The organism is Geomonas propionica (genome assembly GCF_016458235.1).
Taxonomy (GTDB): domain Bacteria; phylum Desulfobacterota; class Desulfuromonadia; order Geobacterales; family Geobacteraceae; genus Geomonas; species Geomonas propionica.
The window spans coordinates 359,301-380,641 of record NZ_JAEMHK010000002.1; the positions used below are offsets into that span (position 1 = coordinate 359,301).

At 61.1% G+C, this 21,341-nt stretch carries 21 protein-coding genes and 1 tRNA gene; 4 read left to right on the forward strand and 18 right to left on the reverse strand.

Annotation, left to right across the window (positions count from 1 at the left end; genetic code table 11):
• Window positions 1-285: 285 nt before the first annotated feature.
• The 5 genes from JFN90_RS04195 to cobO form a co-directional block, all read right to left on the reverse strand.
• Window positions 286-918 carry a DedA family protein gene (locus JFN90_RS04195; protein WP_199393844.1) on the reverse strand — a complete coding sequence of 211 codons (633 nt, stop codon included), beginning with the start codon at window positions 916-918 and terminating at the stop codon, window positions 286-288.
• A gap of 72 nt (window positions 919-990) precedes the next feature.
• Window positions 991-1,827, reverse strand: coding sequence for a L,D-transpeptidase (locus JFN90_RS04200; protein WP_199393845.1), 837 nt, complete (start codon window positions 1,825-1,827; stop codon window positions 991-993).
• 80 nt (window positions 1,828-1,907) lie between these two features.
• Window positions 1,908-2,852: a methylmalonyl Co-A mutase-associated GTPase MeaB gene (meaB, locus tag JFN90_RS04205; RefSeq protein ID WP_199393846.1), complete on the reverse strand. Its 945-nt coding sequence runs from the start codon at window positions 2,850-2,852 to the stop codon at window positions 1,908-1,910.
• A gap of 177 nt (window positions 2,853-3,029) precedes the next feature.
• Window positions 3,030-3,434, reverse strand: a complete 405-nt coding sequence (locus tag JFN90_RS04210; RefSeq protein ID WP_199393847.1) for a cobalamin B12-binding domain-containing protein — start codon at window positions 3,432-3,434, stop codon at window positions 3,030-3,032.
• A gap of 34 nt (window positions 3,435-3,468) precedes the next feature.
• Window positions 3,469-3,999: a cob(I)yrinic acid a,c-diamide adenosyltransferase gene (gene cobO / locus JFN90_RS04215; RefSeq protein WP_199393848.1), complete on the reverse strand. Its 531-nt coding sequence runs from the start codon at window positions 3,997-3,999 to the stop codon at window positions 3,469-3,471.
• Between the two features lie 603 nt (window positions 4,000-4,602).
• On the opposite strand from cobO, the gene JFN90_RS04220 reads away from it, so the two are divergent.
• Window positions 4,603-4,677, forward strand: a tRNA-Val gene (locus tag JFN90_RS04220).
• 769 nt (window positions 4,678-5,446) lie between these two features.
• Here JFN90_RS04220 and JFN90_RS04225 read toward each other — a convergent pair.
• The 9 genes from JFN90_RS04225 to JFN90_RS04265 form a co-directional block, all read right to left on the reverse strand.
• Window positions 5,447-6,202, reverse strand: a complete 756-nt coding sequence (locus JFN90_RS04225) for a substrate-binding domain-containing protein (protein WP_199393849.1) — start codon at window positions 6,200-6,202, stop codon at window positions 5,447-5,449.
• 25 nt (window positions 6,203-6,227) lie between these two features.
• On the reverse strand, window positions 6,228-6,596 hold the full coding sequence (locus JFN90_RS04230; protein ID WP_199393850.1) for a cytochrome C: 369 nt from the start codon (window positions 6,594-6,596) through the stop codon (window positions 6,228-6,230).
• 580 nt (window positions 6,597-7,176) lie between these two features.
• Entirely contained in the window at window positions 7,177-10,410 is a 3,234-nt protein-coding gene (locus JFN90_RS04235) for a PAS domain-containing sensor histidine kinase (protein ID WP_199393851.1), read from the reverse strand.
• Window positions 10,411-10,702: 292 nt separating this feature from the next.
• Window positions 10,703-11,512, reverse strand: a complete 810-nt coding sequence (locus JFN90_RS04240) for a PAS domain-containing protein (RefSeq protein ID WP_199393852.1) — start codon at window positions 11,510-11,512, stop codon at window positions 10,703-10,705.
• A 23-nt stretch (window positions 11,513-11,535) separates the two neighbouring features.
• Window positions 11,536-12,183, reverse strand: a complete 648-nt coding sequence (locus JFN90_RS04245) for an outer membrane protein (protein ID WP_199393853.1) — start codon at window positions 12,181-12,183, stop codon at window positions 11,536-11,538.
• A gap of 117 nt (window positions 12,184-12,300) precedes the next feature.
• Window positions 12,301-12,738 (reverse strand): response regulator, encoded by a 438-nt coding sequence (locus JFN90_RS04250; RefSeq protein WP_199393854.1) that lies wholly within the window; start codon window positions 12,736-12,738, stop codon window positions 12,301-12,303.
• A gap of 2 nt (window positions 12,739-12,740) precedes the next feature.
• Window positions 12,741-14,594, reverse strand: a complete 1,854-nt coding sequence (locus tag JFN90_RS04255; RefSeq protein ID WP_199393855.1) for a sensor histidine kinase — start codon at window positions 14,592-14,594, stop codon at window positions 12,741-12,743.
• A 1-nt stretch (window position 14,595) separates the two neighbouring features.
• The gene (locus tag JFN90_RS04260; protein ID WP_199393856.1) at window positions 14,596-14,742 is read right to left on the reverse strand and encodes a hypothetical protein; all 147 of its coding nucleotides are present in this window, start codon (window positions 14,740-14,742) and stop codon (window positions 14,596-14,598) included.
• Between the two features lie 97 nt (window positions 14,743-14,839).
• Window positions 14,840-15,286, reverse strand: coding sequence for a thioredoxin family protein (locus JFN90_RS04265; RefSeq protein ID WP_199393857.1), 447 nt, complete (start codon window positions 15,284-15,286; stop codon window positions 14,840-14,842).
• A 159-nt stretch (window positions 15,287-15,445) separates the two neighbouring features.
• Here JFN90_RS04265 and JFN90_RS04270 point away from each other — a divergent pair, with 159 nt between their 5' ends.
• Window positions 15,446-16,267 (forward strand): polysaccharide deacetylase family protein, encoded by an 822-nt coding sequence (locus tag JFN90_RS04270; protein WP_199393858.1) that lies wholly within the window; start codon window positions 15,446-15,448, stop codon window positions 16,265-16,267.
• Between the two features lie 74 nt (window positions 16,268-16,341).
• Window positions 16,342-16,527, forward strand: a complete 186-nt coding sequence (locus JFN90_RS04275) for a hypothetical protein (protein ID WP_199393859.1) — start codon at window positions 16,342-16,344, stop codon at window positions 16,525-16,527.
• Between the two features lie 71 nt (window positions 16,528-16,598).
• Here JFN90_RS04275 and JFN90_RS04280 read toward each other — a convergent pair whose 3' ends face one another.
• Window positions 16,599-17,195 (reverse strand): hypothetical protein, encoded by a 597-nt coding sequence (locus JFN90_RS04280; protein WP_199393860.1) that lies wholly within the window; start codon window positions 17,193-17,195, stop codon window positions 16,599-16,601.
• Window positions 17,196-17,314: 119 nt separating this feature from the next.
• Between JFN90_RS04280 and JFN90_RS04285 the strand changes: the two genes are divergently transcribed.
• A complete protein-coding gene (locus JFN90_RS04285) occupies window positions 17,315-17,722 on the forward strand; it encodes a bacteriohemerythrin (protein WP_199393861.1) in 408 nt (135 codons plus the stop codon).
• 10 nt (window positions 17,723-17,732) lie between these two features.
• Here JFN90_RS04285 and JFN90_RS04290 read toward each other — a convergent pair whose 3' ends face one another.
• From JFN90_RS04290 to JFN90_RS04300, 3 genes are all read right to left on the reverse strand, one after another.
• Window positions 17,733-18,932: a class I SAM-dependent rRNA methyltransferase gene (locus JFN90_RS04290; protein WP_199393862.1), complete on the reverse strand. Its 1,200-nt coding sequence runs from the start codon at window positions 18,930-18,932 to the stop codon at window positions 17,733-17,735.
• Window positions 18,933-19,148: 216 nt separating this feature from the next.
• Window positions 19,149-19,526 carry a hypothetical protein gene (locus tag JFN90_RS04295; protein ID WP_199393863.1) on the reverse strand — a complete coding sequence of 126 codons (378 nt, stop codon included), beginning with the start codon at window positions 19,524-19,526 and terminating at the stop codon, window positions 19,149-19,151.
• 126 nt (window positions 19,527-19,652) lie between these two features.
• On the reverse strand, window positions 19,653-21,275 hold the full coding sequence (locus tag JFN90_RS04300; RefSeq protein WP_199393864.1) for an ABC-F family ATP-binding cassette domain-containing protein: 1,623 nt from the start codon (window positions 21,273-21,275) through the stop codon (window positions 19,653-19,655).
• Between the last annotated feature and the right edge of the window lie 66 nt (window positions 21,276-21,341).

A 21,341-nucleotide genomic window follows, 5' to 3' on the forward strand; every position in this document is an offset into this window, starting at 1 on the left:
TAAAAGGACAGAAAAGCTGTTACGCAAAGAACGCAGAGTATGCGCGATGGACGCAAAGAGAGCTTTGGGTGGGTAACCTAAAAGTTTTACTTTCGCGTGCTTTGCGACTACTTCGTTACTTTGCGTAACTGCTTTTGACCTGAAAGGGCAGAAAAGCTGTTACGCAAAGAGCGCAGGGTATCCGCGAAGAACGCTAAGAAAGACTTTGGGGTTAAGCCCAAAAGCCTTTTCTTGGCGTGCTTTGCGACTACTTCGCATCTTTGCGTGACTGCTTTGACTGTGCTTCTACCGGTGATGGGTTTTGGGACGGCGGGGGCGGGACTGGATGCGCTTGAGACGGGCACGGGCGTGACGCTTGCGCCACCTTTGCACCACGAAATGACTAGACCACAGACAGACGATGATCCCACCCAGCACCAACATCAGGTAGGGCTCGTAGCTTTGCAGGTCCTCGATGAACAAAGAGGCGGTCTTGCCAAAGAGATAGCCGGCCAGAGAGAACAGGACGGACCAGGCCAGGGCGGAGAGAAGGTTCAGATAGAGGAAGCGGTGCGAGGGGAAGGTGGTCATGCCGAGGATGACCGGCAGCACGATGCGGAAGCCGTAGGTGTACCGGGACACGAAGGCGACTAGGGTGCCGTAACGCTCGATGAGCCGCAACGCCTTCCTGAACTTCCTGGCAAAGTTGGTGAAGAGCCGCAACAACTGCGGCCCCTTGATGCGGCCGATGTAGAAGTAGAACTGGTCGCCCAGGAAGGAACCGACAAGGGCGGCGAGCATGACCAGGTACAGGTTGAGGTAGCCCTGGAAGGCGAGGAATCCCGCAAAGATGAGGATGGCCTCCCCTTCCAGGAAAGTCCCCAGGAAGAGCACCCAGTATCCGTGCGTCTGCAGGTATTCCTTGAATAGTTCCTGCACAAAAGCTCCAGCTGTGACAGTGGGATCGCCTCACATTCAGTGGCGGACACATCTGGAGAGTATAGCGCTTTATTATTTCCGGTAAACGGGGTTGGTGCCCCTCACCTCGACGGCCGGTGCGTCCTCAAGCTCTTCAAGGTCCCCGGTGTCCTCGTCGTATTCGTTCTCGCCGACGGCCCAGGCGTAGAACTTCTGCGAGTCGATCAACTGCGGCTTGTCGGGGATACCGTACACCCGGTTCTGCATCCCTTCGTCGTAGAGGCCGACGCAACCGTGCGAGGCAGGCTTGCCGGGAAGGTCGCGGGCGTGGATCCAGTAGGAGACGTTGTCGGGACCGATGTGGAAGCGCATGGCGTTGTCCATCGGGTACTGGCCGCTCTCATCCTCGGTCTTGTAGAGCGAGGAGGTGTGGTTGCGGTGGCGGGCGTCGATATGGAAGACACCGACCGGGGTCTCGTGGCCGGGGGCGCCGGTAGCTGCGGGCGCGGAAAACTTGAGCTTGCCGTTTTCGTAGGCCCCCATCCACTGCTCGGTCATGTCGATCAGGATGTACTTGCCGTAGCGCTTCGCCTCGGGGTATTCGGCGGGCATGGGGGTGTAGCTGCGGGCAGCGACGAGGTCGACGGGGACCTTGATGGTCATGCCGGGATAGACGTGGCGCCGGTCGATACGGTTGAAGCGGGCCACGGTGACCCAGTCGGCGCCGAAGAGAGATTCCAGAGTTTCCTGCGGCTCCATGAAATGGGCGCGCCAGGGGACCTTGGTGAGGCTCGGGTACTCTACCCGGGAGAGGTCTTCCTTGGCCGGATCCTGCGGATTCGGACCAGGTTCGGAAGTGGCGGCGGGGTGGTAAACCACGATGGAAAAAAGGACCGCGAGGACAACGAACATCAAAATCTTACGTAACATCTTGCCTGCTCCCAACCGAGAAACGACTAATGGGGCCTACGCCCCATTTCGTTCTTAATTAACACCTTTGCCACGCTCGGTCAAGAAAAAGCGCGTCCCGCCATGACTTCCTGGACCGCGCTGTAGGGGTCGATGCTCTTGTCGCGCATGCCGGCCACGATCTCGTCGTACTTGCCGTTCCCCTTGATGGCACCGAAGACGGTCTCGAAGAGTTCCTCCCGGAGCGAGTCGGCGAAGAGCTTGGCGTTTCTTTCCTCGATGAGGCGCTGCAGGGCGCCCGACTCCTTCAGGTAGATGTGGTGCGCGTCGAACTCCTGCACCAGTTCCTCGATGCCGACGCCGCGGGCACCTTCGGTCAGCAGCACGCGCGGCGCCCATCCGGCCGGGTCCGGGTGTTTCATCTCCAGCATGGTGGTGAGTTCGCGGGCGGTGCGCTCGGCCCCGTCGCGGTCGGCCTTGTTGACCACGAAGACGTCGCCGATTTCGAGGATGCCGGCCTTGATGGCCTGAATGTCGTCGCCCAGGCCCGGGACCATGACCACCACGGTGGTGTGCGCGGTGCTCACGATATCGACCTCATCCTGCCCTACCCCGACCGTCTCGATGACGATGACGTCCATCCCCATGGCGTCCATGACGTTGACCACGTCGGTGGTCGAGCGGGAGAGCCCACCCAGCGCGCCGCGGGTCGCGAGGCTGCGGATAAAGACGCCGGCATCGTCGGCATGGCGGTTCATCCTGATGCGGTCGCCGAGGATGGCGCCGCCCGAGAAGGGGCTGGTGGGGTCGATGGCGATCACGCCGACCAGCAGGTCCTTCTTACGGTAGGCGGCAACGATCTGGTCCACCAGGGTCGATTTCCCCGCACCCGGGGGGCCGGTAATGCCGATTATGTAGGCGTTGCCGGTGTGGGGGTAGAGGGTCTTCAGTTCCTCGATGGCGCTCTTGAAGCGGTCATCGATATCGCGCATGAGGCGCGCGGCGGCGCGTATGTCGCCGTCGAGCACGCGTTCGGCCAAAGTCATGGGAAACTCCAGAATCCGTTCTTCGTTCTATGTTCTACGTTCTAGGTTAGAAAGACAACGGCCCGGCACTAAGTGATACGCCGCGGGCTGCTCTGATGGGCAACTGCGCGGCGCACATGTTTCGTGAGGTTGTAACGTAGAACCTAGAACACAGAACGTAGAACGTCCGTTGCGGTTTTAGGCGTGGGGCGTGATGTTGTCGCGGACCCAGCCGACGATGGCCTCGGTGGAGGTGCCGGGGGTGAATACCTCGGCGATGCCGGCGGCCTTGAGACCCGGGATATCGTCCTCGGGGATGACGCCGCCCGCCATGAGCACGATGTCGGCAGCACCCTTCTCCTTCATGATCTCCTTAACCGCGGGAAGCAGGGTGTTGTGGGCGCCGGAGAGGATGGAAAGGGCGACCAGGTCCACATCCTCCTGGATGGCGGCGGAGACGATCTGCTCCGGGGTCTGGTGCAGACCGGTGTAGATTACCTCGAAACCTGCATCGCGAAAGGCGCGGGCGATGATCTTGGCACCCCTGTCGTGGCCGTCAAGACCAGGCTTTCCCACCAGCACACGAATTCTTCTTTCAGCCATGGCAAACCTCCGATATCAGTAAATTCAATGTAAATTATTTTTCGATGCCGACGCGCGCGTCGACGCCTGCTTTGTAATAGTGCTTGATCTCGCGCATCTCGGTGACCAGGTCCGCCGCCTCGATGACCTTCTCGTGGGCGTTGCGGCCGGTCAGGACCAGTTCCACGTGTTGCGGCTTGGCCGCCATCAACTCCAGCAAACGCTCCACCGGGAGAAGCCCCATGGAGACCGCTCCGTTCACCTCGTCCAGGATGACGAGGTCGTACTCGCCCCCGCACACCTTCTCAGAAGCCAGCGCGAGCGCCTCGGCGGCGAGGTCCTTGTCGGCCTGGGCGGGGTTATCCTTGTTGACCCAGCCCGGCCGCCCGGTCTGAATGATGGTCAGAAAGGGAGCCAGCTTCTCGGCGGCCATCTGCTCGCCGTAGGGCCCTCCCCCCTTCATGAACTGGATCATGCAGACCTTCAGCTCGCGGCCGGTGGCGCGCAGGGCGAGCCCCAGCGAAGCCGTGGTTTTCCCCTTGCCGTTGCCGGTATACACCTGAATAAGACCGCGTTCCAGTTTCAAGTCATCCCCCGGTGGTGGTGTGGCCGTAGACGCCGTCGGCCGTTTGCGCTGACGCTAACGGAAGCTCCACGGCGAGGCAGCACTATAGCAATTGGCCAAGGAAGGTGTCAAGGCCAAAGAGGCGATATCTAAAACAACGTTAGCCATCAGAATGTTGGATGGGAGCGGGTCTAGGCGAGGCAAATCCCCTCTGTCTCCCCTTCGCAAAGGGGAGGACGTGAGGGCTCGTGCTGGGCTTCGTGGACAGACTGAGGGATCGATCACCTGCACAGGTGGACCATAACTGCATTTTTAACGCAAAGCCGCAGAGACGCAATGTAAGGCGTACGGCAAAAAACTCAGAAGTTCAAATCTCCAAGCAGGGCTGCCTAGGCGCCCAGACGCTGAGCAGAAAACCAGTGCGTCAAACACCTAAAAGGTTTCTTTGCGGCTTTGCGGCTTTGCGTTGATACGAACCTTTAGACTTTTTTTCGACTCGTGCTTTGGCAATGACAGTGCGCGGTACTTTATATAGTTACGGCAAGAACGGCCCTGAGTCAGCGAACGCCGCCACAAACAAGCCTTGACATCGAAAAAGCCATCTGCTAAATAGACAGAACGCATGGGCGATTAGCTCAGCGGGAGAGCACTGCCTTCACACGGCAGGGGTCACTGGTTCGAACCCAGTATCGCCCACCATGCAAGATCTCAGGCCAGGTCTCTAAAGACCTGGCCTTTTTTTCGCGTGTACTTTCAGATGGTTACACAAAGCTGCCAGCCATACACCCCCCAGCGATCTCTTGCAACAAGTCTTATTCCCCACTCAAACAGTCATTTGTGACCATCCTGTGCGACACCCGCACTTCAGGGTTCAACTATAGGCACACCCACTTCCTGAGAATCTTATAATCTTATTTGCGCCCCCCCTGCTTCTACCGGTTTCGATCTGGTGGTGTTCCCCATGGACGAACTGATCTCCATCAGCGGCGAGGGGATGCAGTTGGAGGACGGAGTTCGTGCTGGAAACGCTTTTCGGTCACTGCCTGATCACCCGCAAACCCGGGTGCACTTCCCCCCCCTCTAGCTGAACCTCTCCCGCCAGGGATACCAGTTGAAGGATTTCAAGAGTCTGATCGTGCTGGAGGATTTGCGTCTTACCGTGGATACCGTAGCGGGGGGCGTGGGCGGGCGCCTTTGTCTCGTGCAGCCTGGTGGACAAGGAGCTCAAGGCCGAGCTTTTGCCGGAACACCGCGTACCGGGTTCGACCAACTGCGCTGGCGCTCCGCGATCGTGAGGCAGGAGCGCAGGCAGGATCCGGCCATCTTCGGGTTTATGGATCGCCTGCAGACATGTCCCCCCTGATCCCGTGCGGCGCCTGATGGTTGGCTGTGAGATGGGACGTTAATACAAAAAGGCCGGACGCGCTTGGCATCCGGCCTTTTCCATGCGGCACGAAAGGGTACGGGACTAGTCCATGAACCCGAACTCCTCCTGATAGAACTGCATCAACTTCTGTACCTTGGGCGACGGCTTCCCCTTGGTGATGACCAGGATCGGCAGGGCGATGCTCGGCACCTCCGGGACCTTGAGCTTCGGCGTCATGAGACCGGTGGTGCCGAGGCAGATGGCGCCGGGGGTGCCGATCACCAGGTTGCGCAGCTCGAAATGGTCTCCTACCAGCTTCGCCTCCTTGGTCACCGGCTCGCCGTCCATCACCCGTTTGCTAAAGAGCGAGTTAAGAAAGGGTGTCTCCTCGCCCCAAAGGACCACGATTGGCTGGTCCGCGCCGCCAAGCTCCTTCCAGTTCGTAACCTTCCCGGTGAAGATCCGCTTCAACTGCTCCTTGGAGAGTTTGCCGACCTTGTTGCCCCGGTCCAGAAAAACGACCAGGCTGGTCTGCGCGATCAGCGTCCGGGTCAGGCTTTTGGGGTCGATCTCAACTCCCTTGCTCTTCGCATTATTGATGGCCAGGTCGATTGCGAGCTCGTTCAGCGTGGTGAAGTCGGCTTCTCCCTTTTCCAGCGCTATCATGGCCCTGGTGGGGTCAGTCAGGTGAATTTTGAGCGTGTTCCCGGTGCTCTTCTCGAAGCTTTCCTTGATCGGCGAAAACACGGCGGTTATCGCTGCCGCACCGCCGGAAAGCCTGATTTCCTCCGCATTAGCGGGTGCGGCCAGCAGTGCCGGCAGCGCCAGTATCATCATCTTCCTCATCAGCATTTTCATGGTATCCCCTCCCGGCGTCTCCGGATTATCTGACTGACTCGTCCAGCAGGTATTTGAGCAGGGCCGAGAGGCTCTTCGCCTCGTCCTTGCTGATCGGATAGTTCTTGCCGTTCGACTTGCGGACCATGTTGAAGGTAATCGACTTGACGGTGTCCATGTCGAAAGGCTGCATGGTGATCGGGGTGATTCCCGTCTGGAAGGGGAGGAGCACCCTTTCCAGGGAATGGCACTTGGTGCACTTCTCTCTCATCCTTTCGTAGTTCGCCTTCATCGGTTGCGGAAGCCGCGCCGCGTCGAGGCGCATCGTGTCTCCCTTCCCGGCGATCGGCACCTGTGCGTTGGCTGTCGCCGCTATTGCGATCAGGAGCACCATTGCAGGTAAAACAGTTTTCATGTCCCCGTCCTTTGCTTACTACGTTGAGTGAAAATTTATAAATAATGTTTAAGATTTTCACTGTATATCAAAACCGCAATAAACTGTCAACCATTAGGTCTATGACAGCGTACGGAGCATGTGACGCAGCAAAATGATCACTAAATAAACAACTCGACTTTCGCAGGTGGCGAAAACTCTACAACTTGCAAAAGAATAGCGTCGCAATCAGTATCAAAATGACTTTTAACCCAGCAAATACATCTTAACTGTGGATTGGCTGCGAATTTCAAACCAGTATCGGCGTCCAACGGAGGCCCCCCTATGAAATGTTGAGCCTTTACAGATTTTGAGGTGGGTCTCAACATGCCGATGGTGGGTTAACTGGATGCCGACGGCTGTGCCCCAGGTAGAGGCTAGCGCTTAAACTACTGAAAACATGGGAGTCATTAGTTTTAGTGAGGTATCCTACCGGTCAACGGCAGGGGGCACTGGTTCGAACCCAGTATCGCCACCATGCTAACAACAAAGGCCAAGTCGAATGACTTGGCCTTTTCTTTTTCTACTGGTTCCGACAGCGGCTGATCGCGTGCCGCTCAACCTACCCGGCAGCGCCCATCGACTCGGTGGCTGTCCCATCGCTTGCACCCACCGCATCCTGGGGCACTGTGATGAGAACCCGCGTCCCCGCCCCAAGCTCGGTCTCGATCCGGAACTCCCCACCCAGGTACTCGATCTTCTTGCGCAGGTTGAACAGGCCGAAGCCGCCGGTGCGGCACTTTTTCCTGGCCGCCTCGTCCGGGTCGAAGCCGGTGCCGTTGTCGGAAATCTCGATCCGGACACATCCGGCATTGCTGCCCAGGCTGATACGGGCCAGGGTGCAGTGCGAGTGCTTGACCACGTTCAACAGGATCTCGCGCACCGCCTGGAAAATGGAGGAGCGGACCTCGTACCTGAGGGAAAGCGGGGCCTGATCGCCGGAGATCTCGAAGTTGAGCCCGTAGTTTTCCCGCAGTTCTTCCGCCAGCCAGTTGATCGCCGGACCGAGCCCGGCGTTGGCGAGGATCGGGGGCCTCAACTGGAAGGTAAGGGAACGGATGTCCTGGATCGACTGGGACAGGAGCTTGTCGATCTCCTCGGCTACCGCAAGTTCCTTCCCGGAGGAGAGCTCGTTGGCCAGCCACTGCAGCTTCAGCTTCACCAGGATGAGGTGCTGCCCGACCTGGTCGTGCAGTTCCCCGGCGATGCGCTCGCGCTCGCGCTCCTCGGTGAGGGAGAGTTCCTGGGTCAATGCCTCCATTTTCTTCTGATGCTCGAGGATCTGGTCCTCGGCGCGCATGCGCTCCTCGACCTCGGCGCGCAGCCGGGTGTTGGCCGCGGTAAGGGACTCCGTGCGCGCAGCGACCTGGCGCTCCAGCTCGTCGCGGGCGTCCTGCAGTGCCATTTCCGCCAGCTTGCGCTCGGTGATGTCGATGGTGACCTGGATGGCCGAAGCCATCTTGCCGTCGGTGACCAGCGGCCCCAGCACGGTCTCGAACCAGCGCACAGTGCCGTTGTCGCCAAGTCCCGACACGATGATCCTTTGCGGAGCCTGCTGCTCGAAGGTCCGCTCCAGCGCGACGCGGTAGATCTCCTTGCTTTCGCCGGCCAGGTAGCCGTAGGAGCTGGTCCCGATGACCGTTTCAGGATCGAACCCCTCCGAACACCTGTTGATGAACTCGATGTTGCCGGCACGGTCGACGTTGGTAACCAGGAACGGGGCGTTCATGACCAGGTGGCGGAACTTGAGCTCGCTCTCGGCAAGCTTCAGTTGAAGGTTCTTGCGCTCGGTTATGTCCTGCGCAATACCGAAGATGACGGCGTCATCTCCGGCGATCTCAGACTTGATCAAGGCGTCGTGCAGCCAAATCCAGGCACCGTTACTGTTGCGCACACGGTACTCGACGTGCTGCTCCCCCTGCCCCTGGTCCCGTATCCCCGCGAGGATCGCTTCGATCTTGCCGACGTCATCCGGATGCAAAGAGTTCTTCCAGAGCATCGGGTCGTCGTAAAACTCCTGCAGCGGGTAACCGAATACCCTCGCCACATGGGGAGAATAGAAAAGCCCGCCCCGCTTGGTGGAGTAGTTGTAAATGATCGCCGGCACGTTCTCCAGGAGGGTGCGGTACAGCCTTTCCCCCTCACGCAGTGCCTCTTCCATCAGCCTGCGCTCGGTCACATCCTCCAGGAGCCACAGGATCCCCTGGGACATGTCCGCGGGGTTGATGGCCTTGCCGACGTACCTGACCCGCAGCCGCGCGCCGTCCTTTCTGATCAGTTCCTGCTCCGTTTCAAAGGGCAAGCCCTGCGCCAGGACAGGGTAGGCTTCCCGCCCCAGTTTTTCATACGCCTCATCCGAGGGGTAGAGCTTGCGCGTGGTCTGCAGTTCCATCTCCTTCTTCGTATACTGGAACAGCTCTTCCGCCTTGCGGTTGATCCACACCTGCTTTCTGTCCACGATCTTGAAGATGGCGATGGGGGCATTCTCCAGGATGATGCTCTGCTCCTGCAACACCCGGTCGAGCTCATCATGAGCCTTCTTCAGTTGGGAGATGTCGCGCGATATGCCGAACAGGCCGGAGGGTGCCCCGGTGGCATCGAAGAGGGGGCCCTTGGTGGAAAGGAAGGTGACGGTCCGACCTGACACGTCGGCTACGACCTCCTGGTAGGTATTGACCACCCCGGAGTCGATCACCTTGCGATCGTAGGCCATCACCGCTGCGGACTCTTCCGGCGAGAAGAGAAAGCCGTCATCCTGGCCCAGTACCTCGGCCGCCCCCTTGCCCACGAACCGTTCGGCCGCGGCGTTGAACAGCGTGTAGCGCCCGAGCAGGTCCTTGGCGAAGATGGCGTCGGAGGTGCCGCTGATGATGTTGACCAACAGCATGCGGTTTTCCTGCAGCGCCTTCTGCGTCACCTGCTGTTCGGCAACGACCCGCTGCAGTTGGGCGTTCATCTGCTCCAGTTCGCTGATGCGCCTGCGGGAAGCCTCGCCGTAGGCCTCGGCAATGGGGCGGCCGGTGTTGAGGATGGACCTCCAAAAGATCAACACCCCGACCAGGATGCAGATCCCGCCCGTGTACTGGGCCGTTCTCCCGGCCCACCCGATGGGGCTGCCCACCGACTTCTGCAGCATCACGCCGGTCAACCCGGTGGCGAACAGCGCCAGCCCGGTGGCGTACCAGCGCAACTGTTCCAGCCGGGTCTGCAGGTACCGTCCCAGGGACAACGCGGCGGTGGCGGCGTAACATGCGATGGCGGCGGCCAGCACCGCACTCCCTGTCGAGGTGGCCCCCTCCCCCTGCACGATGAAGGGGCCGGCAAGACCGGTAACCGCGGCAGCGACGATACTGCCGGAAACGAGGGCGACCGCGAGGTAGCAGATCAGGACCAGGGGAAGCCGAAGCCGCGGCGGGGTCTCCTTGAACTCAAGCAGCGGAATGACGGGGCTGACCACGAGCAACAGCCCGCTCAGCAAGGCACCGCTATTGTAGATGGTGACGGTGATGTTGGGGCCGTCGGCCTGGCCGATGAACCACCCCGACACCGCCCCGGCTCCACCCAGCGCCAGCATGCCGCAACCGAGCATGAGCATGGGCAGGTGGCCGACGGCCAGGAAGAGCCTCGTGGAGACAAACACGATGATGCACGGGATCAGGGCAAGGAAAACGGTGTTCAGGAGGGGAAGGAGCGCGGTCGGCTCCAGGACCACGTGAGTGTCGGCCCAGTAAAGGGTCGCTATCAGTGTCGCGAAGCTCGCGAGCAGCGGCGCGGCTATGTTGCCAAACCTGTACATAATGAACCACCATTACGACCGGGGAGCGCCACCGTGTGCCCCGGCGGTACCACGACCTGCCGGTCTGCGTGCCGTCGGTGCCTGGCAGCGCCTCCGACTGCGCCTGCTGCCATAGCTGTCGCCCCACCGAGTGAGCGGCTCTTGAAGAGCGGCCAAAATATCACAAAATCGGTTGATTACAAAGAGATAATCCAGCCGACGCCCACGCCGTGCCGTTGGCTGCCCCATGTAAAAAGGCCGGGACATCGAGACCCGGCCTTTTTACGTTGATTGCAATGGATTGGCAAGCGTGCTACCCCTCCCGCCTGGGAGAGGGGCGGAAGGTAATGTCCCGGTCGATGCCCCGGAAACCGCAAAAGACGCCGCCGCCATCGAAGATGGGAACGCCGCTGGTCTCGAGCAACACCTCGTTGCCATCTTTGCGGGTATTGACGTTCTCGAGGTTGTGAAACGGTTCCTGGCGAGCCGCGAGCCCGGCGAAGATCACGAGCAGCCGGTCGGCCTCGTGCCGCGGCATGAAGTCGAAGGGGGTCTTACCCACCACCTCCTCGGGCGTGTAGCCAAGGAGGTCGAACACCTTGGGGCTGACGTAGGTGTATACGCCCCTGCCGTCCACCTCCCAGACCAGGTCGGAGGTGACCTCCACCAGTGCCTTGAAACGTTTCTCGCTTTCCCGCAAGGCCCCCTCGACCTGCTTTTGCCGGCTCACATCCAGCATGACGATGCGGCACTCGCGGTGTTCTTGCGATACGGCGGACTCCAGCAGAACCGGCGTGCCGTTGTACAGCCTGACCTCGCACTCGCCGTCCCTGTGGCAGAAAAGACGGTCCAGGTAGTCGAGCAGGGCCGCACGGTCCTCCTTGGCCACCAGCTCCACGAAATCCTTCCCCAGCAGGACCACGCGGTCCCTCTGCAGCAGTGTGCAGCAGGTGAGGTTGACCTTTTCGATGCGCCGCCCCTCCCCTATGGTGAGGTAGCCTACCGGCGCGCAGTCGTAGAGTTCCGCGTACTGGGCCAGGACCTGGTCCAATTGCGCATAGGCGTCGAGGAGCTGCTGGTTTTGCCGTTCCAGTTCCTGGTTCTGAGCACTCAGGTCGTTCATGGCTTTCCCGTGGCTGTCCCCTCTCAGAACTTCAGTCTGAGGCCCATCGTCGCGTTGTGTGTACGGACCTCGAACTCCGTATTTATGAAGGAGGCCTGGGAGGTGCCGAAGTAGCGGTAAGCGAGGTCAAGAGAAAGCTGCCGGTTCAGGGCGACTTCCAGACCGCCGCCCGCCTGATAGGCGAGCACCACCTGGTCGTCGGCGTCATAAAGGAAATCGTTGGCGGTGCTGTAGACGTCGTTCAGGTGCAGCGCGGCGAAGCCTACGCCGCCGCCCAGGTAGGGAGTGATGGGGGTGTCGTTGTGCATGTCGAAGAAGACGTTGGCCATGAAGGCGGTGGTATCGACGTTGCCGTCCGCGATCCTGAAACGCTGGCCGCTGTCCCGGTCGGTGACCCGGTTCAACTGCAGGTCCTTGTAGGAGATCTCCCCTTCCAGACGCATGAGCCCGAAGTCGAAGCCCAGGGTGCCCCCGACGTTGAGGCCGGGATCGAACTTGATGCGGTCGTTGAAGGTGGTGACCCCGTCGAAGCTGGTGGCGTTGACGGACTCGGGTACGGTCACTCCGATAAAGCCGGAGACGTACGGGCCCGGACGGGGGGGCGTCGCCATGGCGGCGGCGGGAAGAGCAAGCGAAGTCAGAACGAGGATAGGGAGCAGGTGTTTTTTCATGGACGTCCTCCTTGTGTGTGGCGAGTCTCTCTCATAGCAGTACGACAGCGTCAAGGCAAACGCGGCTAGTATACAACCTGCAGAAGCGCTTGTACACAATTCGTTATTCAATTCGCTTTATAGCGCATGCGGACGCGGCTTAACTTCAGTACCGGCGGGCGCTGCCAACGACATAGCCCTCACCTTTGCCAGCGACTCCTCTATGGCTGAGAAGAGATCACGGTAATCGACCGGCTTCTCTATGTAATGGTCGAGTTGAAATCCCGACCCCACCGAGTGTTCCAGGGTCGCTCGCCCGGCATGGGCGGTGATGAAGATGAACTGCACCTGCGGCTTGATGCCCCGGATGGCCTGCACCATGGCCACGCCACCCATCTCCGGCATGTTGACGTCGGTGATGACGATGTCCGCATCCCGCTCCTTGAAAAGTTCCACCCCTTGTCTGCCGTTCTCCGCCGTGCAAAGCTGCAGGTCGCCGTATTTTCGGCGCAGCACGACGGAGAGGATTTCCAGGGTGTCGCGATCGTCTTCCACAAGCATCATGGTCGTTGCCATTTTCAAACCTCTATCCGGAACTGGGCGCCCTGGTCCACGTTGCACGCGGTGAGCGCCCCTCCCATGTTCTTCTCGATGATGGTCTTGGACATGAACAGCCCGACCCCGGTCCCGGTCTGGGGCCCTTTGGTGGTGAAGTAGGGATCGAAGATCCGTTCCATTATTTCTTCGGGTATGCCGCCGGCGTTGTCGGTTATGGTAAGCACCGCCCTCCCCCCCTGCTCCGCGATGCGGACCTCTACCGACGGGACTGCCACCGCGCGTTCGGCGATGGCGTCGCGCGCGTTCACCAGGATGTTGAGCAGGACCTGGGCAAACTCGTTGGGGTACCCCTCGACGACGGGATCGCCCTCTTGAAGCACCTTGAGGGAGATCCCCAGCGCCTGCAGGCTGCCGTCGACCAGCGACAGCACCTTGGCGACTTCATCGGCCACCTTGAAGCGGAGCTTCTCCTTGTCGGGCCGAAAGAAGTTCCTGAAGTCGTCGATGGTCTGCGACATGTGCTTCACGATGGCCATCGACTTGGCGACATGCTCCTGCAGGAACTCCCGGTCCAGTTGCCCCAGTTCGTGGAACAAAAGGGGCTGCTGCACCAAGAGCCCCAGCGCGTTGAGCGGCTGGCGCCACTGGTGGGCGATGTTGCCCACCATTTCCCCGAGGGCTGCCTGCCGGCTTTGCTGGGTGAGAAGCTGTTCCTGCCGGCGCACCTCCTCCATGGCCCGGATCCGCTCGCCGGTCTCGTGCCGGAGGTCCTCGATGGTCAGGGAGAGCTGACGTTCCGCCTCATCCCTTTCCGCGGCCCGGCGCTGCAGCAGTTGCGAGGCCTGCACCAGGGCCTCCGCCAGTTCCGAGGTTTCCTTGGAATCGGTGGCGACCGCCGGCGCCACCGTGCCGCTGCCGATGGCGAGGGCCGGCTGCACCAGCGCCTGGATGTCCTTCGCGATCCGGTTGGCGAGCCAGGATGCGAGCAGGATACCGAGCAGCGAGATGGCGACGCCCACGCCAACCGCCCAGCGCATCCAGCTATAGATGTTGGCCAGCGCCATATCGGTGGGGACCTCGACGGCCACGGTCCACCCCGAGAAGGAGGATTTGCAGAAGGCGGAAAAGGTGGCAGCACCGTTGGCGCTCTTGACCAGCAGCGTCCCCTCGCTGGATCGGGACAGGGCGGGGCGCAGGTCCCCGGTCAGCTCCTTGCCCACGAATTGCTCCAGGTCCCTGGTGCGGGCGGTGATCACGCCGTTGCGGTCCACCACCGTCGCGTACCACTCCTTGAAGACGTTCTGGCTTTGCAGCACCGAGGAAAGCACCTGCGAGGGAAAGGACATGGAAAGGTCATAGGCGACCACACCGTCGATGACCACCGGCACGTCGATGGCGATCACGGGGCGCTTGGTGACCGCGCCCCGAAAGAGGTTGCTGACGATGGGTTTGCCTTCCTCGAAGATCCGACGCACCACATCCAGGTTGCTGCGCTTGGGGAGCTTGCTCCCCAGGGGGCGGTAGGTGTTCACCAACTGCTGCCCGGTGCGGTCCGCGATGATGATGTCGGCACCGGGGTAGTTCTTGAGGATTTCCTTGCTCTGCTGGTGCAGGGTAATGAAGTCGCGCCCCCTGAAGGACGGGGAGCTGCCTAGCGCGCTCAAGGACGCCTCCACGTTGGCCAGTTCCCGGTCAACGGCCATGGTCATGGCGCGTGCGTTTTCGAGCAGGTCGCGGCTCACCTGGTCCAGCTTGGTGACGTAGGCGTGACGCGCCATAAGGGCGGCGATCAGCCACACCGGCAAGACGCAGGCGGCGACCAGGATGGACAACTGCTGACGGATCGTGGGTCTGTGATTCCGGGCCTGGCTCATTTCACTCCAGCATTTCGGCGAGTATGGCATCGAGGGTTTTCCCCTCGTAGAGACTCTCCAGTAACTTGTGCAAGGTGGTCTGGATTCCCTTGTACTGACAGTTGGCCACCAGTTGATTCTCAAGGATCTGCAGTTGGTCCGTCGTCATTGCCACCTCCCGGTTCTCATTATGAGGCTAGACACCAATTCTGCCAAACACTGAGTCGCTGTCAATGAGTACGGCGAAGAGTCTATGCCAGTAAAGGTCATCTAACCGGCTGCAGGCGCCTGAACCAGGCCGCCACCGTCTCCGCCGGCTGTGCCCCGGAGAGCTGGTCGACCGACTTGCCCTTGCGCAGCAGGTGCAGCACCGGGATGCCGCGCACCCCGAAGCGCCCGGACAGCGCCGGGTTCTGATCGGTGTCGACCTGGACCACTGCGGCCTCCCCGGCCAGAAGTGCCGCCACTTTTCGCACCGCCGGTGCGAATGACACGCAGTGCGGTCACCAGGGAGCCCAGAATTCCGCCAGCACGGGGCCGGGATAGGCGGCGATGAAGGCGTCGAAGTTGGCGTCGTTGAGCACCCGGGGGGTGCTGTAGAGAGGCGGGAGTTTGGCGCGGCAGTTGCCGCACACCCCGGACACCCCCTCCTTGTCGGCGGGGATGCGGTTCACGGCGCCGCAGCCGGGACACTTGAGCTGGAAAGATGTCATGACTTCCTCCTTTTACGCGTAATTTCAACTGGTGAAGTCTACCATCCCGCCGAACATCCATCGCGTCCCTTTTGTTTTGACGGCGCATTCTGCGTTTCACATTTTCGCGCTTTCTGGTATGTTGTGATGTTTGAAAAATCAACCGGAGGTTTTACACCGATGAAGTATCGTATCCTGCTCCTGCTCCTCGTCGTCGCCCTTTTGGCCGTACCGGGCGCGCAGGCCGTCACCCCCGCCGCCAAGCCGGCACAGCCCGCCGCCAACCAGGGGGTCCACGTCCCCATACTCCTGTACCACCGCTTCGGCCCCACCGTGGCCGATGGCATGACCATCAAGACCTCGGTCTTCGAGGAACACCTGAAATACTTAAGGGACAACGGCTATACCGTGATCCCGCTCAGGAAGCTGGTGGACTACTACCTGAAGAAGGGTCCCGCCCCCGCACCGAAATCGGTGGTCATCGTCGAGGACGACGCGCACAAGTCCGTGTACAGCGACATGCTGCCCTTGGCCAAGAAGTACAACGTCCCGGTGACCGTGTTCGTGTACCCCTCGGCCATCTCCAACGCCAAGTACGCCATGACCTGGGAACAGCTGAAAACCCTGCAGAAGAACGGCTTCGACATCCAGTCGCACACCTTCTGGCATCCCAACTTCAGGCACGACAAGAAGAAGATGGCTCCGGCCGAGTTCGAGAAGTCGGTGCAGACCCAGCTCAAGAAGTCCAAGGCGAAGCTGGAAGAGAAGCTCGGCACCAAGGTGGATCTCCTGGCGTGGCCGTTCGGGATCTACGACGACTACCTGCTGAAGAAGGCGGCGGACGCGGGATACGTGGCGACCTTCACCATCGAGGCGCACCACGCCGGCCCCAATGACGTGGCCATGAAGCTGCCGCGCTACCTGCTGATCAACTCGGACCAGGGCAAAGCCTTCGCCCGCATCGTCGAGGGGACCGCCCCCAAGAGGAACCTGGTGTACTAGACGGCACAAGAAAAGCGGCGCACGGCAATGGTGCCGGCGCCGCTTTTTCAGTCACAGCCCTGGTGAATGGTCATATGGAAGAAAAGAAAGAGTGCGCTCACGACTGCAAGAAGCACCCCTGTCCTGACTGCAGCTTCTGCCAATGGTGTTCCGACGACAGGTGCAGAATGTGCCTGGGCAAGCAGAGCCCCAAGAAAAAGCTCTCCAGCGCCGAGCAGATCGCGCTTTACGAATCTCTGAACCAGAAGAAGCCCGCCTAACGCCCCCCTGTTTCAGTATCCCCCTTCAAATCCCTCAAGTAGTCCCACCTCTATCCGAATAGTAGCTTGGGTCAGATATCGGTCCCCTGGCGCACCACCACGTTTCTGACCGCCACCCGCGCCTTCACGCCGCACAGTTCGCGGAACAGGGAGGCCAGGTACCTGATGGTGACCACCTTGTGGAAGAAGGACTGCGTCATCCCGTAGCAGAGCTTGCGCAGCCGGGAAGGGTTCCTGCTCCCCAACAGGAGTGGGCAGTAGTCGGAGAGCTGCACCGTGACCCGTCCATGGTCGGCCCCGATGGTGGTGAGCAGGGAAAACATGCCGCTGTCGCACTCCCCGGGCTGCACCAGAATGCCGCCGCTGATGCACAGGTGCACAGCCTGCATCCCCTGGTCATCCTCGAAGCGGGCCGCGCTGAAGGCGAGCAGGGCGCGGCGGGTCCCGGTGACACGGAACTCGACACCGTACGGCTCCAGGACCGGTGTGATCAGCCCCAAGGTGCAGCGACGCACCACCTTGAAGTAGTGCTGCAGCAGGAAAGCCGGGTTGGCCCGCAGCGCCGCCTCGAGGGGGAGATCGATCCACTGCACGGAGTAGACCGACGAGTCGGGCAGCAGGATCTGCTGGCAGGAGATTTCCAGTTCATGCGGTGAGGGTTCGGCCATGAAGGCTCCGGTCGCTACGGCAAAATTGGCGCTGAAGGGAAAAGATAGCACAGAGTTGGCCCGGTTGGCTACGGAGCACGCATAGAGACAGTTTCAACACCCTGTACAGGGAGAGGTTCATGGACATAATCGAGTGGTCGGAAAGTTTGAGCGTGGGGATCGTAAAGGTAGACGAGCAGCACAAAATGTTGATCCAGCTGATGGACGAGTTGGACCAGGCAATCAGGAACAACGAGAGCGCCGACGTGGTGGAGGACGTGCTCACCAACCTGTTCAACTATGCGCAGGCCCACTTCGCCGTAGAGGAAGAGCTGTTTCGCACCCACAGGTACCCCGAGATGGCCCTGCACGAACTGGAGCACCAGCGCTTCATCGCCAAGGCGTTCGCCTTCAAGGAGCGGCTGAGCTCAAAGCGCCCCGGGCTGGCACTGGAACTGTTGAACTTCCTGTCCAGCTGGGTGCTCAACCACATCGAACTCACCGATAAGCGCTACGCCAAGTTCCTGCACGATTGCGGGGTGAGCTGATCCCGCCCCGTCACCCCTTGACGGCGATGACGTACTTGAGGTAGCGCCCTTCGGGGAAGGTCACCGGGTAGGGAAAATCCTCGGGCTGACCGCCGAAGGAAACCACCTGCAACTGGTCCCCACCCTGCAGCGCGCCGCGACGCAGTTCCTTGAGGTAGTCCGCCAGGTCCACCTTCTGGTGGTTGGATGAGGTAATCAGCAGCCCCCCGGTCTTAAGCAGTTTGAGCGCCGCGGCCACCAGGTCCGAGGTGCCGCCGCGCGTGGTGAAGCGGCTCTTGGCCGTGGTGGAGAAGGAGGGAGGATCCATCAGGATCACGTCGTAGACCTTCTTCTGCCGGGCCAGGTCGTCCAGTACCGTGAAGCAGTCCCCGACCAGGAACTCGTGCCGCTTGGGGTTCAACCGGTTCAGGGCGAAGTTCTCCTTCGCCTGGGCCATGTAGCCGGGCGAAGCGTCGACGCTGGTGACCAGGCTGGCCCCGGCTGCGGCGGCGGCGACCGAGAAGGCGCCGGTGTAGGAGAAGAGGTTCAGGAAACGCTTGCCCTGCACCCGCGCCATGACGTCGCGCCGGTTCTTGCGCATGTCGAGGAAGAGCCCGGTGTTCAGGCCGAGCTCCAGGCTGACTCGGTAGGTGAGCCCGTTTTCCCGTACCAAGAGTGGCTCCGTGGCAGGCTTCCCCGCCAGCAGTCGCCCGTACTTCTTGGTGTCGCTCTCCGCCTCCAGTTCCCGGGTGTTCTGGGGGCGTCCCTTCTCGTAGATCCCCGCCGGCGACAGGAGCTCTTCCAGCGCCTGGGTCACCAGTTTCAGATGCCTGCGCCACCCAGAGCAGTAGACCTGCACCATGAGGTAGTCGCCGTAGCGGTCCACGGTGAGCCCGGGGAGGCCGTCCCCCTCGCCGTTGACCAGCCGGTACGCGTCCGAGTCGTCCAGCTGCGCGTGGTTTTTCCTGAGCGCCACCGCCCGCTCCAGGCGTCCCTGCACCCACCCCCGGTCCAGGCGCATCCGCTCGCGCGACAGGATGCGGGCCACGATGCGGTCCTTGGGGTCCAGCAGGGCCGAGGCGAGAAAGCGCCCGGACCCGTCCACCAGCTCCACCAGGTCCCCCGCCTCGCCGGCGGGCCATTTCCTGGTATAGGCATCGGCGATGATCCAAGGGTGCCCAAGTTCAATCATGCGCACCGACTCGTTTCCTACCACGTACTGTTTGGACATGTGACTCCTTCCCGCATCCTCTACTCTATCTGATGAACACGCAGCTAACGTCCCCTCCCCCGGAGGGGGAGGGACAGGGTGGGGGCAATGACGCTGCTCCCCCCCTCCCGGCCTCCCCCCTCCTGGGGGAGGGGCTTGGCAACCGCGACTATCAAAAGAAGGGGCGGCGATCCCGTACGGGATGCCGCCCCTGTTACTGTGCTGCCAGCGCTGCTGTTAGTGGGTTACCTGGCCGGCCTGCTCGGCAGCCATGGCCTGGCGCGCCTGCTCCAGCGCGTCGAGTTCCTTGAGCTTCTCGCCCAGCCAGAAGTGCAGCTCGCGCGCGGTCTGGTGGTTCACCACGACGCCGTTGATGACCTGGCGCACCAGGCTGCGGCCGAGATCCGACGGCTCCACCTCGGTCTCGGGACCGATGGTGCCTGCCTGGGTGATCTCGTGGCTGATGGAGTTCGGGAGCGGCTGGCGCTCGAGGTAGAAGTTGATCACCAGTTCGCCGCGCGGGGAGATCCCGCCGTGCGCGCCGTTGACATAGACCGGGTTGTAATCGTAGGTGAAGATGTATTTAAAGGTCATTTCATTCTGTTTTTTCGACATTGCAATCTCCTTTGTTCGATGACATTGAATTACAGTTGGCTCTTATAACACGGAGCGACCACTCAAGGCAAACACAGAATGTAAGCCGCATTAATCTTGCCCGATGCCACCGCCGACCGCACCGGATCAGGCATGCGCCGTCTTGGAGAGGTAGTAGTCGTAGTTCCCTTCGTACAGCCGCATCTCGCCGTGATCGACCTCGATGACCCGGTCCACGAGCTTGCGCAGGAAGTGACGGTCGTGGCTCACCAGGATCACGGTCCCCTGGAAGTTCTCCAGGGCGTCGAGGAGAATCTCGCGGGAGCGGATGTCCAGGTGGTTGGTGGGCTCGTCCAGCACCAGGAAGTTGACCGGGCGCGCCAGGAGCGTAGCCAGCACCACGCGGCTCTTCTCGCCGCCGGAAAGGTTCTCGATCCGCTTGTCGACGTCGTCCCCCTGGAACAGGAAGGCCCCCAGCAGGTTCCGAATCACGCCGATGGTGGCCATCGGGATAACGTCCTGCACCGTCTCGAAGATGGTCTTCTTGGGATCGAGGATCTCCATGGCGTGCTGGCTGAAGTAGCCCAGTTCGACGTTGGCGCCCAGGTTTACCATCCCCTCGCTGGCGTCGGTCTGGCCGGCGATGGTTTTGAGGAAGGTCGATTTGCCGGCGCCGTTCACACCGACCACGGCGATCTTGCTGGTGCGCTTGATGACCCCGGTCACACCGGAGAAGATGGGATGCACGCTGCCGTCCGGGTTGGACCAGCTCTTGCCCAGGTTGTCCATGATCACCACGTCGTCGCCGCTTCTGGGCGGGGTGGCGAACTCGAACTTGACCACCCGCTCCTCGGCGGGGATCTCGATGCGCTCGATCTTCTCGATCTTCTTCACCCGGGACTGCACCTGCGCCGCGTGCGAGGCGCGGGCGGCGAAGCGGGCGATGAACTCCTCCTCCTTGGCGAGCATATCCTGCTGGCGCTTGTGGCTCGCCAGAAGCTGTTCGCGGCGGATGTCACGCTCCCTCTCGTAGAAGTCGTAGTTGCCGCCGTAGGTGGTCACGGTCTTGTTGGCTACCTCGACCACGCGGTTCACCACGCGATTCATGAAGTCACGGTCGTGGCTGGTCATGAGGAGCGCGCCCTTGTACTCGTTGGCGATCCACTCTTCCAGCCAGATGATCGATTCGACGTCCAAGTGGTTGGTCGGCTCGTCCAGAAGCAGCACGTCGGGCTGCAGGGTGAGGATCCCGGCCAGGGCCACGCGCATGCGCCAACCGCCGCTGAAGGATTCCACCGGGTTATGGAAGCGGTCCGGGCCGATGCCGAGGCCGGTCAGGACCTCCTTGGCGCGCGAGTCGAGATCGTAGCCGCCGCGGTGCTCGAATTCCTCCATGGCGGAGCCGTAACGCTCCAGGAGAGCCGTCATGTCGTCGTCGGACATGGGGAGCCCCATCTGCTCCTCCATCTGCTTCAGTTCCGCGGCAAGGCGCACCGTCTCCGCGGAGACCGCCATCACCTCTTCCAGGGCGGAGCGTCCCGCCATTTCGCCGATGTTTTGCGAGAAGTAGCCGATGCTCGTTTTCTTGGCGACGGTGATTTCACCCGCGTCGACCTCTTCCTCGCCGGTGATGATCCTGAAGAGCGAGGTCTTGCCCGCACCGTTGGGGCCCACCAGGCCGGAACGGGAACTGGGCAGTATCTGGAAGCTGGCGTCGCGGAAAAGGACCTGCGAGCCGTGCTGTTTCGTTATGTTGGACAGATGGATCATGCTTTCTCCCTGTGCTGAATTCGCAACTTTCCAGCGTTAGCACGAAGAGGCACTAGTGACAACTTA